Below are 13,969 nucleotides of genomic sequence, written 5' to 3'. Positions count from 1 at the left end.
GATCTCGACGATCCTATCGATCAGCAGAAACGGATAGCGATGCGGAAGGATCTTGAAAAGGCCTTGGATATCGACGGCTTCGAGCGTCTTGGTTGCCTGGTCAGTCATTGCTCCCACCCTCCTTTGGTTTTCCCTTGRCCAACTTCTTCAGCAGCGCGAATTCGCGCATTGCCTCTTTCATCGGCTTGGCCGGATAACCGGCCCAAACCTCGCCCGCAGGCACGTCATGCATGAAACCGCTACGCGCAGCCAACTGGGAGCCTGCGCCGATGGTCAGATGGTCAGCGAGGCCGACGCCACCGCCCATCATCACGTTGTCGCCGACAACGACCGAGCCCGAAATACCTGAAAGGCCCGCGATAACGCAATTGCGGCCAATGCGCACGTTGTGGGCGATCTGGACCAGATTGTCGATCTTGGTGTTCTCGCCAATGATCGTGTCGGCCAGCGCGCCGCGATCGACAGTGGAGTTGGCGCCGATCTCGACATTATCCTGGATAATGACACGGCCAATCTGAGGAACGCGTTCGGGTCCACGCGCACCACCGGCGAAGCCAAAACCATCCTGACCGATGCGAGCACCCGCATGGATGATGACGCCATTGCCGATCAGCGCATATTGGATCGAGCAGTGCGGGCCGATGTAACAATCGCGTCCGACCTGCGAGGAACGCCCGATGACCGCATTGGCGGCTATCACCGTGCCGCTGCCGATAGCGGCATTGGCACCGATGACCGCACCGGCCTCGATGATCGCGCCGGCTTCGATATGAGCGGTCGGATCGATGTGAGCGAATGGTGAAATGCCTGAGATACCCGTCACGCCAACCGGGCGTTCAGCCTCGGGATAAAGCAGCCGCCCGATGCGGGCGAAGGCCTGTTGTGGACGCGGTGTAACCAGAACGGCGATACCGTCAGGAACCATGCCTGCAACGTCAGGCGTGCAGAACACGGCAGCGGCTGAAAGTGTCGCCAAGGGCTTTGCGTTGCGCTTGCCGTCGACAAACACCAGGGCGCCATCGCCACCACTGCTTGCTGCAGCGATGGTCGAAATGGCGATATGGGAGTGCTTGGGGTCGACGAGTGTCGCACCGGTGAGGCCGGCCACCTCGCCCACCGTGAAGCGGCGTGACGGCACAAAAAATACCGGATCCGTCATAAAATACTGTTCCAGCCAAGCCGGGTAACCGTCTTCCGGGCCACGATGGCCCGGAAGGATCGTTCCGCGCGATTAGAAGCGGGTCGAAATGCCGAAGTTGAATTCCTGCGTATTGTCGGTGTCCTGCTTGGCAATCGGCATCGCATAGTCGATGCGAAGCGGACCAAACGGCGAGGCCCAGAGCAGACCAATGCCAACGGACGCACGCCACTGCATGTCGGTCGATACCAAGTTAACACCAGGGGTATCAATCCCGCTGCCATAAAGTGTGGCAGCGTCTGCAAAGACTGCGCCACGCAGTCCGAAGCTCTCCGGCACAACAGGGATCGGGAACTGCGCTTCAGCGGTAGCATTAAAGTATGTCGTGCCACCGAGGTGGTCGCCACCATTCAGATCGAACGGACCAATACCATTATACTCGAAACCGCGGATCATGCGGTTGCTGTTGTTGAATTGGTCGAACACGCGCAGACCATCGTCACCGAAGCCTTGGACATGGCCGGCGCCGCCCGAAACCAGGCCTACGATGTCCAATTCTTCCGACAACGTCTGGTAATAGGTGCCGCGACCGCTGACTTTGACGAACTGGGCATCGCCACCCAGACCTGCAACTTCCGTGGTGAAGTTCGCATAGATGCCATTGTGCGGGCTCTTCATGTCGTCAACGGTGTTGTACACTAGCGTTCCGCTGACAGACGACTTGATCCACGGGCTATCCTGCACGCCATCAACGATCGCCGGCGAGATACTGCAGCCAGCATCTGGAATCCCGTTGCCGTCGGTATCGCACTCATTGGAGAGGTTATACTCCTCCTGCGACAGGTTATAAGCCAACTGCCCCGAGATGTTGTCGGTGATCGGCAGGCCGAAGCGAACCGTTCCGCCGGTGATGTCGCTGTCGTACTCGTCGTAGTTTCGCGTCTGGCGATAGATGTCGAAGCCAGCAGCAATACGACGTCCGAGGAAGTACGGCTCGGTGAACGAGAAGCTGTAGTCACGCGAGTTCTTGCCGCCACCGGCCGAGAACTTGATGAACTGTCCACGACCGAGGAAGTTGCGCTCGGTGATCGAGCCCTCGATCGACGGGCCCTCGTTTTCGCCACCGGTCGAATAACCAGCGCCGATCGAGAATTCGYCGGTCGACTTCTCGACCAGGTCGACAACCAGCACAACCTGATCGGGCTGCGAACCGGGAGCGGTCGAAATCTCGACCTTCTCAAAGAAGTTAAGCGCTTCGAGGCGCTTTTTCGCGCGCTGGATCAGCACCTGGTTGAAGGCATCGCCCTCGCTGACGTCGAATTCGCGACGGATCACGAAGTCGCGGGTGCGTTCGTTGCCGCGGATTTCGATGCGCTCGACATAAGCCTTGGCGCCTTGGTCAACCGTATAGACGACGTTGATGGTGCGCGTCTCGAAGTTGCGGTCACCGCGCGGCGTCACCTTGGCGAAGGCATAGCCCTTGCCGGCGACATTCTCGGTGATGCCGATGATCGAGTCTTCGACGTTCTTGGCATTGTAGACGTCGCCCTTGCGGGTTTCGACCAGCGACTGCAGCTGGGCGCCATCGATCTCCGGGATCGTGCTCTCGACCGACACGTCACCAAACGTATAACGCTGACCTTCGTCGACAGTGATCGTGATGGTGTATTGGTTGGTTGCTTCATCGAGCTCGCCAAAGGCCGAAACGACCTGGAAATCGGCATAGCCGCGATTGAAGTAGAAGCGGCGCAGCGCCTCTTCGTCAGCGCGCAGACGATCTTCGTCATAGATATCATCGCGCAGCATGAAGGACAGGAACGACGAGCGCTTGGTCGAAATGACGTCCGAGAGGCGACGATCGCCAAAAGCACTGTTGCCGACGAAATTGACCGCAGCGATCTTGGTGCGGCCGCCTTCATTGATCTCGAACACCACGTTTACGCGGTTCTCGCCGAGATCCATGACCTTGGTGCCGACGGTGACGTCGTCGCGACCGACGCGTTTGTAGGCTTCCTTGATCGTCGCTGCGTCAGCATCGAGTGCGGCTTGCGAGAACGCGCCGCGCGGCTTGAGCTGGACTGCACCGGTGAGCTGCGCGTCCTTGAGCTTCTTGTTGCCCTGGAACAGCACCTGGTTGACGACCTGGTACTCGGACACCTGAACCACCAGGGTCGAACCGACCTGATTGATCCGGACGTCGGAGAACAGGCCGCTGCCGAACAGCGCCTTCACCGCATCATCGATGTCGGTGTTGGAGAACGACTTGCCTGGCTTGATGGTGATGTAGTTGCGGACGGTATCCGCATCGACGCGCTGATTGCCGCGCACTTCGACCCGGTTGACCACAGCCGCCTCTGCGGCCGACACGGCAACAAACTGAACCGTCACTGCTGCCGGAACGGCCAACGCGGCGGAAAGAGCTACCGCGGACGCGGCGCTCGCAAACTTAAGTGCTGCCTTCATTGGCCTCTGTAACCTTTTTCTCGAAGTCCCCACGGCGAGAAAACCGGACGTCGCGGTAAATTTCTCGTACCGTATTAACCGGATTTTCCCTACACGCAAGGCTTCTAGTTAATTTGTATTTACTTACCTTGCGAGCGTGACTTTCGCGTCACGCATATCACCCCAGATGGTAAACGCTCCCATAACGGGACCCCTGGCCGTCTAAAATTTCTTCATGAATTCAGCATCCAAACAGGTCGTTCCAGAAAACGAAGCCCATAAAAGCAAGAACCAGAATCATCCCCACGCGGTATACCGCTTCCATCGCCCGTTCGGAAACGGGGCGGCGGATCACCGCCTCCACGGCATAGAATGCGAGGTGGCCGCCGTCCAGCGGAGGAATCGGCAAAAGGTTAAGAAAACCGATGCCGACCGACAAAAGCGCAACCAGTTGAACCAGCCATACAAAGCCCAGCTGAGCCGCCTTGCCGGCCATGTCGGCGATCTTGACTGGTCCGCCGAGCTGGCACTTGTCCTCGCGTCCGACGACGAATCGCGTCAGGAACTGGCCGGTGCGCTCTATGATGTGGCCAGTCTCCGAAACAGCCTGAACAAAGGCGCCGCCTGGGCTGTAGTTGATCAGCCGCGGCTGCCCCAACTCCTCGTTGTTGACCACGCCGATGACGGCGACCTTGACCGAGTTACCGAGCGCATCCTTCTGCTCCACCATCTCGGGCGTCGCCGTCACGGTGATGTCCTTGCCGTCGCGCATCATCACGAAGGTAATCGGATCGCCGCCACGCCCTGACACCAGGCGCTGCACGTCGGAGAAGGTTTCGACCGGGCTGCCATCGACACTGACGAATCGGTCGCCCGGCTGGATGCCGGCGTTTGCCGCCGGGCTTGCCGCACGCACTTCGGCGACCGTCGGCTCCATGACATAGCGGCCATAGGCCGAAAATAGCACGGTGAAGACGGCAATCGTCAAAAGGAAGTTGAACACAGGGYCAGCAACGACCGTTGCGGCACGCTTCCAGACCGGCTGGGTGTGAAACGCGACATTGCGTTCCTCGGGCGTGAGATTTGCATCCTCGCTGCCTGGCGTCGAGGTGACGTTCATGTCGCCAACGAATTTGACGTAGCCGCCAAGGGGAATTGCGCAAAGCTTCCAGCGCGTGCCGCGGCGGTCGTTGAAACCCAGCAACTCCGGTCCAAAGCCGATCGAAAAGGCCTTAACGCCGATCCCGCACCAGCGGCCGACGAGGTAATGACCCATCTCATGCACGAATACGACGACGGTGAGCACGAACAGGAACGGCACGATGGTGCCGATCAACAGTCCGTCTGTGCTCAGGAAGGCAGGTAGATACTCGTTCAAATCAAGCCCTCAACCAGATACCATCGAGCCCCAAATGAGGCGTCGTGCCTTGCCCGAGGCTTACGCCCCGCGCTTCGGTCGCTCAGGCTGGAAACAGTCCCTGYGCCGGATGATCGGCCGAGCCTGACATCCAACCGATGACGTATAGGGCAAATGCCGCCGCGACAAGCCCGTCGACCCTGTCCATCACGCCGCCATGGCCAGGGATCAGCGAGCCCGAATCCTTGTAGCCGTGCCGGCGCTTGACCCAGGATTCGAACAGATCACCCGCCTGCGAGATCACCGAGAGCAGCAAAGCGACGATTGCCAAGGCGAACAGGTTGCCGACGCCGGCAACGCTGGCAAGCAAAAGCCCCGCCACAACGCCGCCTACGGCACCACCAAGCGCGCCGCTGCGAGTCTTGCCAGGCGAGATGGCAGGCGCAAGCTTGGGCCCGCCGATCTTGCGGCCGACGAAATAGGCGAAGATGTCGGTCGCCCAGACAACCGCAAACAAAAACAGGATGGCAATGAGGCCGGCTGCGTCATTGCCGCGCAGCAACGCCAGAGACAGCCCGGAGAGCGCGGCATAGCCGAATCCGGCTGCTTCCCAGGCCATTTCGCCGCGCAGCCGGCCCACGCCCCACAGAATCACCGTGGAGGCACCAGCCAGGCCGATCAGCGCCAGTGCGGGCACCCCCGCAACCAGTGCACCGGCAAACAGCAGGATCGCCACTTCAGGCAGCATGGCAAGGCCGCCCACGGGCCAGCCTGCGTCGCTCGTCGGTCGCGACATGCGCGACCACTCGTAGAATATGGCAAGGGCTATGGCCGCCGAGAGCAGCCGGAAAGGCATGCCGCCCAGCCACGTCAGCAGCAGTACCGCTGCCGCGAGCACGATCGCCGAGATTGTACGCAGCTGGAGATTGCTCATGTCAGTGGTCACAAAGCGACGTCGCGCGCGGCAAGCCCGCCAAAGCGGCGTTCGCGGCCGGTATACTCGCGCACGGCCTCGCTCAGATGCTCGCGGGTGAAATCCGGCCAGTAGCAGGGCTGGAAAACAAGTTCGCTGTAGGCCGCTTGCCATGGCAGAAAATTGGATAGCCGAACTTCGCCACTGGTGCGGATGACCAGATCGGGATCAGGGATGCCCGATGTGTCGAGCTCTTCGGCAAACCTTTCCGGCGTGATGTCCTCACCCGAAATCTCACCACGCTTGACCGCCTCGGCGAGCTTGCGCGCCGCGCGCGCGATCTCGTCGCGTCCGCCATAGTTGAAAGCGATGACCAAGGTCAGCGAACCGTTGCCGGCGGTCAGCGTTTCGGCTTCCTCCAGCAGGGAACGGATGTCGGGCTGCAAGGTCGCGCGATCACCGATGATGCGGACACGCACGCCGCTATTGTGGAGTTCTGCCAGGTCGCGGCGAATGAAGATCTTAAGCAGCCCCATGAGGTCGGTGACCTCGGATTTCGGCCGCGACCAGTTTTCCGAAGAAAACGCATAGACCGTCAACCAGGAGATACCGAGGTCGGCTGCCGCGCGAACGGTGCGGCGCAGCGCTTCGACGCCGGCACGATGTCCTGCAACGCGCGGCAGGCCGCGGGCCTTTGCCCAGCGACCGTTGCCGTCCATGATGATCGCGACATGCGCGGGCGTAGTCATCCGTTCGCTTTCGGGCCAGTCTCAGGCCGCCTTAGACTTGCATGATCTCGGCTTCTTTGCCCGCAAGCAGGCTGTCGATCTGGCTGATCGTGTCGTCGGTCAGCTTCTGCACCTTCTCAGACTGGACGCGATGGTCGTCCTGGCTGATGTCGCCGTCCTTTTCTTCCTTCTTGAGCACGTCCATGCCGTCGCGGCGCACGTGGCGCGCCGCCACCTTGGCATTTTCGGCATAGGTGTGCGCGATCTTGACCAGCTCCTTGCGGCGCTGTTCGTTCAGCTCCGGCAGCGGAATGCGCAGATTGGTGCCGTCGACAATCGGATTAAAGCCGAGATTGGATTCGCGAATGGCGCGATCGACAGCGCCGACCATCGACTTGTCCCAGACCGAAACCGAGATCATGCGCGGCTCGGGCACCGACACGGTCGCGACCTGGTTGAGCGGCATGGCCGAACCATAGGCCTGGACCTGGATCGGGTCGAGAAGGTTGCTTGAGGCGCGGCCCGTACGGAGCGAGGCGAGATCGCTCTTGAACGCGGTGATGGCGCCTTCCATGCGCCGCTGAAGATCGTTGTAGTTCGAGCTCATCAAAGCCTCCTTGGTCCCGAAACCCCGGGACCGTCGTTCCAATTGTCAGGCGTCCGCAACAACCGTGCAGCGACCGCCACCTCTCAATATTTCGCCGAAACCGCCTTTTTCATGGATCGAATAGACGATTATCGGAATGTTGTTTTCGCGCGCAAGAGCAATTGCTGCCGTGTCCATGATCGACAGGCCTTTTGCAATGACTTCCGCATGCGTAATGCGCTCAAAGCGGGTCGCATCGGGATCCTTCTTCGGATCGGCCGAGTAGACACCGTCGACCTRCGTGCCCTTGAACAGCGCATCGGCGCCAATTTCGGCAGCACGAAGTGCCGCGGCCGAATCGGTGGTGAAGAACGGGTTGCCGGTGCCGCCAGCGAAGATCACCACCTTGCCGGCGTCCATGTAGGCGGTGGCCTGGCGCTGCGAGAAGCTTTCGCAAAGCTCAGGCATCGCGATCGCCGAAAGCACCACGGCATCGACGCCAAGCTTGACCAGCGAGGTGCGCAGTGCCAGCGAATTGATGACGGTGGCGAGCATGCCCATGTGGTCGCCGGTGACCCGGTCGCCGCCCTTGGAGGCAACAGCCACGCCGCGGAAGATGTTGCCGCCGCCGATGACAACGCCCACCTCGACGCCAAGCGCCCTCGCCTCAGCGATATCAGATGCGATGCGGTCGACCACCGACACGTCGATGCCAAAATGCTGCTCGCCCATCAGGGCTTCACCCGACGCCTTGAGCAGAACACGCCGGTAGRGCGGCTTGGCGGTCATGAATTCCTCACGGCTGTTGAAAGATCGGGAGTTCCGATACACGAAGGGCGCCGCGATGTCACGCGGCGCCCTTCGGCTATCCTCAGGAAGCGCTTGATGCAGCGCTATTTTTTAGCCCTTGACCGCAGCAGCGACTTCGGCGGCAAAGTCGCTTTCTTCCTTCTCGATGCCTTCACCGAGCGCGAAGCGCACATAGCCGGAAATCTTGGCCGGAGCGCCGATCTGCTTTTCGGCTTCCTTCAGCGCTGCCTCGACGGTGAGGTCGGGGTTGAGCACGAAAGCCTGCTTCAGCAGCACGACTTCCTCGTAGAACTTGCGCATGCGGCCTTCGACCATCTTTTCGATGATGTTTTCCGGCTTGCCCGACTGGCGTGCCTGGTCAGCGAAGATCGCCTTCTCGCGCTCGACAGCCGAGGCGTCGACCTCGTCTGGCGTCAGTGCCAGCGGATTGGTCGCAGCAACATGCATGGCGACCTGACGCGCGAAAGCGCGGGCCGCATCGTGGTTGCCGGTCGTTTCGATGGCGACCAGAACGCCGAGCTTGCCGAGATTGTCGGCAACCGCGTTGTGGACGTAGCTGGCGACGACACCTTCAGAAACCGAAAGCTTGGCCGAACGGCGGAAGCTCATGTTCTCGCCGATGGTGCCGACGGCATCCTTGATGGTGTCGCTGACGGTCTTGTCCGAGCCCGGATACTTCGCAGCAGCAACCGCTTCGGTGCCGCCATATGCAAGAGCAACCTTGGCGACGTTGGACACGATTTCCTGGAAGGCCGCGTTGCGGGCAACGAAATCGGTCTCCGAATTGACTTCGACGACGACGGCCTCGCGCACGCCGGTATCGACGCCGACAAGGCCCTCGGCCGCGGTGCGGCTGGCCTTCTTGTCGGCCTTGGAGATGCCCTTCTTGCGCAGCCAGTCGACCGCCTCTTCCATGTTGCCGCCAGTCTCGTTGAGAGCCGTCTTGCAATCCATCATGCCCGCGCCCGTCAGTTCGCGGAGTTCTTTAACCTGTGCTGCCGAAATGCTCATTGTGGCCTCTTTGCTTCAAAATGCGTGAACGCACCACCGAGGGATCGATGATGCGCCGAACGCCGGCGCTAGCTGCGCCCAATCCTGAAAAGGAAGGCCGGTTGCCCGGCCTTCGCGATTACGCCTGGGGCGTTTCGGTCGTCGGAGCCGCGTCGAGCGCAGGCTCGATCGGAGCTTCGGCCGACGCGCCGATGTCCATGCCGAGCGCGCCCTGCTGGCGAGCGATGCCGTCGATCGCAGCCTTGGCAACCAGATCGCAATAGAGCTGGATGGCGCGGGCGGCGTCGTCATTGCCGGGGATCGGGAAGTCGATCTTGTCTGGGTCGCAGTTGGAATCGATGATCGCAACGACCGGAATGCCAAGACGCTTGGCTTCCAGGATGGCGATGGCTTCCTTGTTGGTGTCGATGACGAACATCAGGTCCGGCGTCGAGCCCATGTCCTTGATGCCGCCAAGAGCCTTGTTTAGCTTCTCGCGTTCGCGCTCAAGGTTCAGGCGCTCCTTCTTGGTGAAGCCCTGGGCTTCGCCAGCGAGCAGCTCGTCGAGCTTGCGCAGGCGCTGGATCGAGTTCGAGATCGTCTTCCAGTTGGTCAGCATGCCGCCGAGCCAACGCGAGTTGACGTAATACTGAGCCGAACGCTGGGCAGCGTCAGCAACGATGTCCGAAGCCTGACGCTTGGTGCCGACGAAGAGAACACGGCCGCCGCGCGCAACGGTGTCCGAGACCTGCTTCAGCGCCTGGTGCAGCAGCGGCACGGTCTGGCTGAGGTCGATGATGTGGATGTTGTTGCGGGCGCCATAGATGTAAGGCGCCATCTTCGGGTTCCAGCGGTGGGTCTGGTGGCCGAAGTGAGAACCAGCTTCAAGAAGCTGGCGCATGCTGAAATCAGGCAGTGCCATTCTTTATTTCCTTTTCCGGTTAGCCTCCACGGACCATGACGCTTTTAGCGAGATTGCTCGAAACGCCACCGGGATGGTCTCAGCCGGATTTCTCCCGGGCAGAAACCAAAGTCCGTGTGTGGAATGCGGCGGCATATAGACGTATTGCCGGGCGGACGCAACCCCCAGACCGGGCCGACATCGGCCAAAACCGCGGCTTTCTGCGCCTCAGCGCCATGACATGGAGCGTTTCGGCAGCCTGGACGCGGGTGCGGGCTCTTGGAAATCGGTCCCCGATTCTCGGGACCAGCACATGTTCAGCTGCCGGCCGCCCAGCGCGCCATGCCGGGCTCCTCCTGCGCTGCCTCTTCTTCCACTGGCCTGGGGTCGCGGCGCTTGAAGTTGCGCACACGCACACGGCGAAACACCGCTACGATTTCATCGCGGCTGCATTCGATCGCGCCCAAGCGCACGGCCCGGTCGCGCTCGAAACCGGTGATGTCGTAATGCGGCGCCGAGGTCTTTGGCGGCCCCTGATAGGATGACCGCTTCAGGCCGAGCTGGGCAGCAAAGCGGTGCAGCTGATCCGTGTCATCGGCAAGCAGGTGGCACCAGCGATGGCCCACCCACTTCCAGATTGCCGCGTCGACATAGACGGCCACGATTGCCCGCCTATGGCTTGYAATTGCCCTGCGGCGGTGTGGGAAACAGCGCGAGATTGACCAGCTTGCCGGTCATCGAGAAATCGCCATAGTCCATGACCAGATCGCGCGTCAGGCCGTTTTCGTGCAGCTTGAAGCTGATGCGGTACTCCGGCACTTCCTCGCCGCCGCCCTTGCTCTCGTCAAAATAAGCGATGTCGACGGGCCAGTATTTGTCCTTGGCAAGCCCGGCGAGCGCGGGCAACTCAGGATCGGTCTTGGGCACTTCTGTTTTCTTGCCGACGATGACGGTGGTTGTCATCACCTTGTCGGCATCCTCCGAACCGTCGAACAGGCTGGTCTCATAGAATGTCTCGCCTTTTTCCGCCTTGTCGATCAGCTCGACAAGATGCTGGGTTGGAAACTGGGTTTTGGCGAGATCAACGGAACCTGCCTCCGGCTTTTCCAGCGCCACCTTGAGCCCGTTGGCCTCGCGCGTCGCCGTGCCCTTGACCTCACGATCGAGATTTTGGTCGACAAAGGATTTCGTCACGAAAGAGAAGGTCTTGCCTTCGCCATCCTCGAAGGTGGTCGTTTGCTGGTCTGTCAGCCGCGTGTTCTCGGTCGTTGCGATCTGGGTCACGAAACGGAATTTGACCGTATAGCCCTYGCAGGCCGAACCGTTGAACTCATAGACCATGCGCCCTGAAAGTCCGGTGATTCCCGACCGGTCCGAAGCCTGATCGAGCACCAGATCGTAGACAGCGCGGTGAGGTGCAAGCACTGGTGCTGCAAATGCCGGCACCAAGGGCAGCACCGAGGTGGACAAGGTAGCAAGAAGGACAAGGCGCGTTGCGCGCATACACTGGCTCCGATCGGCGCGGCCATGACAGGCCGCTTTGAATGATGGTCCACCTTAAAAAAAGTCGTGGCGGAAGCGAGGCAAACATAGCACTTTCGGCGCGACCTCACCTACCACCCGAGACTCAGAGATAAGGAAAGACGATGGGCGAAACAATCGAAAAGCGGCTAAGCGATCTCGGCGTCACCTTGCCGGCAGCCGCAGCCCCGGCCGCCAACTACGTGCCGTTCATGGCAAGCGGCAATCTCGTCTTCACGGCCGGCCAGCTGCCGCTCAAGGACGGCAAGCTCATCGCCACCGGCCTTCTCGGCCGCGAAATCGACGTCGCAGCCGGCAAGGAAGCGGCCAAGCAGTGCGCCGTCAACATCCTCGCCCAGGCCAAGGCGGCCCTTGGCGACCTCGAAAAGATCAAGCGCCTGGTCAAGATCACCGTCTTCGTCGCCTCGTCCTCCGACTTCACCGAGCAGCATCTCGTTGCCAATGGTGCATCGGACTTCCTGGTTGCGGCCCTTGGCGAACGTGGCAAGCATGCGCGTTCGGCTGTCGGCGTCGCCTCGCTGCCGCTGAATGCCGCTGTCGAGATCGAAGCCATCATCGAAACCGAGTGAGCCTCAGTCCATGACCGATCTTTCGTGGCTGACCGCCCGCCCCATCGCCCATCGCGGCCTGCATGACCTCAACAGGACCTGCTGGGAAAATACGCTTTCGGCCTTCGAAAGGGCCGCTCAGCGCGGCTACGCCATCGAATGCGACGTGCATTTGAGCGCCGATGGCAATGTCGTCGTCTTTCACGACGATGTGCTGAAGCGGCTGACTGGCACGGATGGCTATATCTGGCAGCGGACGACGGGTGAACTCGCAGCCCTTCGCATTGGCGGCACGGCCGATCATGTGCCAACGCTTGCCGAACTGCTCAAGCTCGTCGATGGCCGCGTGCCGCTGGTGATCGAACTCAAGGGGATCCCGGGGCACGACGCCGGCCTCGTTGCCAAGGTTGGCGAAGCCTTGCGCGACTACAAGGGCAATGTGGCGATCATGTCCTTCGACCATTGGCTGATCCGCGATTTTTCCAGGCATGCACCGGGAATCCCTGCCGGTTTGACCGCGTGGGGCGACCTGGACCATGAGCTGGAGGCGCATTTCTCCATGCTTGCGCACGGCATTTCCTTCGTCTCCTATAGCGTGACGCATCTGCCGAACCGCTTCATCAGCTTCGTGCGCGAAAAGCTCGCGATGCCGGTCATCACCTGGACTGTGCGCGACCAGGACGCTGTGAAGCGGACCTTCGCCCATGGCGACCAGATGACGTTCGAGGGATTTGACCCGGATGCGACGCCGGTGGCGTGAGACCTTGCAACGCCGCTTTTCGAGCGTAAGTAACAACGTATGAGCACTGCGAGCGAAGTAGGGGCGAAGAGTGCGGATGGCGGTTACGCCATCCGCGTTGTCTCAAGCATCACCGAGTTCGATCGCAACGACTGGAACAGACTTTCCGGCACTTCACGAAGTTTGTCAGGAAGTCACTATAATCCATTCCTTTCATTCGATTTCCTGAGCATTCTCGAAGAGGCCGGCTGCGCCATACGCAAGACCGGCTGGCAGGGGCATCACCTCAGACTTGAGACTGCGGACGGCACATTCCTCGGCGCTCTTGCCTGTTACGCCAAGTCTCACAGCCAGGGCGAATATGTCTTCGACCATGGCTGGGCCGATGCGTTCGAACGCGCCGGTGGTCGATATTATCCCAAGCTGCAGGCCTCGGTACCGTTCACCCCGGCCACCGGCCCCCGCCTGCTGGCCATCCCCGGCAGTGACGCCCCTAGGACCAAGGCAGCGCTCGCGACCGCGCTGCGCAGTGTGGCCGAGGGCGTCGGCGTATCGTCAGCGCATGTGACCTTCGCCGAGGCAGAGGAGGTCGATATTCTCGAGGCCACAGGCTTCCTGCGCCGTACCGACCAGCAGTTTCACTTCTTCAACGAAGGCTTTGGCAGCTACGATGATTTTCTGGCCACCTTGGCCTCGCGCAAGCGCAAGGCGCTGAAGAAGGAGCGGCGCGAGGCGCTGGCGGACGACATTTCGATCGAGCGTTTGACCGGCAAGGACATCACCGAGGCGCATTGGGRCGACTTTTTCGCCTTCTATGTGGACACCGGGGGCCGCAAATGGGGCCGCCCCTACCTGAACCGCAAGTTCTTCTCGCTGATCGGCGAACGCATGGCCGACGATGTGTTGCTGGTGATGGCCAAGCGCGGCGGGCGCTACATCGCCGGCGCCATCAACTTCATCGGCTCCGACACGCTCTACGGCCGCAACTGGGGCTGCATCGAGGACCACCCCTTCCTGCATTTCGAAGTCTGCTACCATCAGGCCATCGACTTCGCCATCGAGCGCAAGCTGAAGGTGGTCGAGGCGGGCGCGCAGGGCGAACACAAGCTGGCGCGCGGCTACAGGCCGGTTACCACCCAATCAGCGCACTACATCGTCCACCCCGGGCTTCGTCGCGCGATCGCCGAATATCTGGAACGCGAGCGGCGGGAAGTCGCTGAGGTAAGCGAATATCTCGAAGATCACGGCCCGTTCCGACGCGACTGATCTGCGGTC

The 13,969-nt window shown here is 61.0% G+C and carries 13 protein-coding genes and 2 pseudogenes; 3 read left to right on the top strand and 12 right to left on the bottom strand.

The window, feature by feature from the left end:
• The 12 genes and pseudogenes from AC1DUU_RS09515 to AC1DUU_RS09460 all read right to left on the bottom strand — a co-directional run.
• Positions 1-108: pseudogene (locus AC1DUU_RS09515) on the bottom strand (3-hydroxyacyl-ACP dehydratase FabZ); the annotation flags it as partial.
• Entirely contained in the window at positions 101-1,159 is a 1,059-nt protein-coding gene (gene lpxD / locus AC1DUU_RS09510) for a UDP-3-O-(3-hydroxymyristoyl)glucosamine N-acyltransferase (RefSeq protein ID WP_476783175.1), read from the bottom strand. The pseudogene AC1DUU_RS09515 and the gene lpxD, both read right to left, overlap by 8 nt.
• A gap of 72 nt (positions 1,160-1,231) precedes the next feature.
• Positions 1,232-3,601, bottom strand: coding sequence for an outer membrane protein assembly factor BamA (gene bamA, locus AC1DUU_RS09505; RefSeq protein ID WP_476783174.1), 2,370 nt, complete (start codon positions 3,599-3,601; stop codon positions 1,232-1,234).
• 220 nt (positions 3,602-3,821) lie between these two features.
• Positions 3,822-4,958, bottom strand: a complete 1,137-nt coding sequence (gene rseP / locus AC1DUU_RS09500) for an RIP metalloprotease RseP (RefSeq protein ID WP_476783173.1) — start codon at positions 4,956-4,958, stop codon at positions 3,822-3,824.
• A gap of 82 nt (positions 4,959-5,040) precedes the next feature.
• Positions 5,041-5,871 (bottom strand): phosphatidate cytidylyltransferase, encoded by an 831-nt coding sequence (locus tag AC1DUU_RS09495; protein ID WP_476783172.1) that lies wholly within the window; start codon positions 5,869-5,871, stop codon positions 5,041-5,043.
• 8 nt (positions 5,872-5,879) lie between these two features.
• Positions 5,880-6,599, bottom strand: a complete 720-nt coding sequence (locus AC1DUU_RS09490; protein WP_476783171.1) for an isoprenyl transferase — start codon at positions 6,597-6,599, stop codon at positions 5,880-5,882.
• A 31-nt stretch (positions 6,600-6,630) separates the two neighbouring features.
• Positions 6,631-7,185 (bottom strand): ribosome recycling factor, encoded by a 555-nt coding sequence (gene frr, locus AC1DUU_RS09485; RefSeq protein WP_476783170.1) that lies wholly within the window; start codon positions 7,183-7,185, stop codon positions 6,631-6,633.
• Positions 7,186-7,230: 45 nt separating this feature from the next.
• The gene (pyrH, locus tag AC1DUU_RS09480; protein ID WP_476783169.1) at positions 7,231-7,953 is read right to left on the bottom strand and encodes a UMP kinase; all 723 of its coding nucleotides are present in this window, start codon (positions 7,951-7,953) and stop codon (positions 7,231-7,233) included.
• Between the two features lie 111 nt (positions 7,954-8,064).
• On the bottom strand, positions 8,065-8,985 hold the full coding sequence (gene tsf / locus AC1DUU_RS09475) for a translation elongation factor Ts (RefSeq protein WP_476783168.1): 921 nt from the start codon (positions 8,983-8,985) through the stop codon (positions 8,065-8,067).
• A 118-nt stretch (positions 8,986-9,103) separates the two neighbouring features.
• On the bottom strand, positions 9,104-9,886 hold the full coding sequence (gene rpsB, locus AC1DUU_RS09470) for a 30S ribosomal protein S2 (RefSeq protein ID WP_476783167.1): 783 nt from the start codon (positions 9,884-9,886) through the stop codon (positions 9,104-9,106).
• Between the two features lie 368 nt (positions 9,887-10,254).
• Positions 10,255-10,527 (bottom strand): annotated as a pseudogene (locus AC1DUU_RS09465) (DUF4031 domain-containing protein); the annotation flags it as partial.
• 10 nt (positions 10,528-10,537) lie between these two features.
• Positions 10,538-11,368 carry a cell envelope integrity EipB family protein gene (locus tag AC1DUU_RS09460; protein ID WP_476783166.1) on the bottom strand — a complete coding sequence of 277 codons (831 nt, stop codon included), beginning with the start codon at positions 11,366-11,368 and terminating at the stop codon, positions 10,538-10,540.
• A 143-nt stretch (positions 11,369-11,511) separates the two neighbouring features.
• On the opposite strand from AC1DUU_RS09460, the gene AC1DUU_RS09455 reads away from it, so the two are divergent.
• Genes AC1DUU_RS09455 through AC1DUU_RS09445 form a run of 3 tightly spaced genes read left to right on the top strand, consistent with a single transcriptional unit; the run spans position 11,512 to position 13,960 of the window.
• Positions 11,512-11,976 (top strand): RidA family protein, encoded by a 465-nt coding sequence (locus tag AC1DUU_RS09455; protein ID WP_476783165.1) that lies wholly within the window; start codon positions 11,512-11,514, stop codon positions 11,974-11,976.
• 10 nt (positions 11,977-11,986) lie between these two features.
• Positions 11,987-12,715, top strand: a complete 729-nt coding sequence (locus AC1DUU_RS09450) for a glycerophosphodiester phosphodiesterase (protein WP_476783164.1) — start codon at positions 11,987-11,989, stop codon at positions 12,713-12,715.
• A 39-nt stretch (positions 12,716-12,754) separates the two neighbouring features.
• Positions 12,755-13,960: a GNAT family N-acetyltransferase gene (locus tag AC1DUU_RS09445; RefSeq protein ID WP_476783163.1), complete on the top strand. Its 1,206-nt coding sequence runs from the start codon at positions 12,755-12,757 to the stop codon at positions 13,958-13,960.
• The last annotated feature ends 9 nt before the right edge of the window (positions 13,961-13,969 follow it).

The sequence above is a fragment of the Aminobacter sp. P4_H6_2 genome (assembly GCF_056400805.1).
This window is presented reverse-complemented; position numbering and strand designations above follow the sequence as displayed.

Coding starts and splice junctions, on each gene's coding strand:
- rpsB (WP_476783167.1), bottom strand. CDS start 9,886: ATGGCACTGCCTGATTTCAGCATGCGCCAGCTTCTTGAAGCTGGTTCT.
- frr (WP_476783170.1), bottom strand. CDS start 7,185: ATGAGCTCGAACTACAACGATCTTCAGCGGCGCATGGAAGGCGCCATC.
- AC1DUU_RS09455 (WP_476783165.1), top strand. CDS start 11,512: ATGGGCGAAACAATCGAAAAGCGGCTAAGCGATCTCGGCGTCACCTTG.
- AC1DUU_RS09450 (WP_476783164.1), top strand. CDS start 11,987: ATGACCGATCTTTCGTGGCTGACCGCCCGCCCCATCGCCCATCGCGGC.
- tsf (WP_476783168.1), bottom strand. CDS start 8,985: ATGAGCATTTCGGCAGCACAGGTTAAAGAACTCCGCGAACTGACGGGC.
- AC1DUU_RS09490 (WP_476783171.1), bottom strand. CDS start 6,599: ATGACTACGCCCGCGCATGTCGCGATCATCATGGACGGCAACGGTCGC.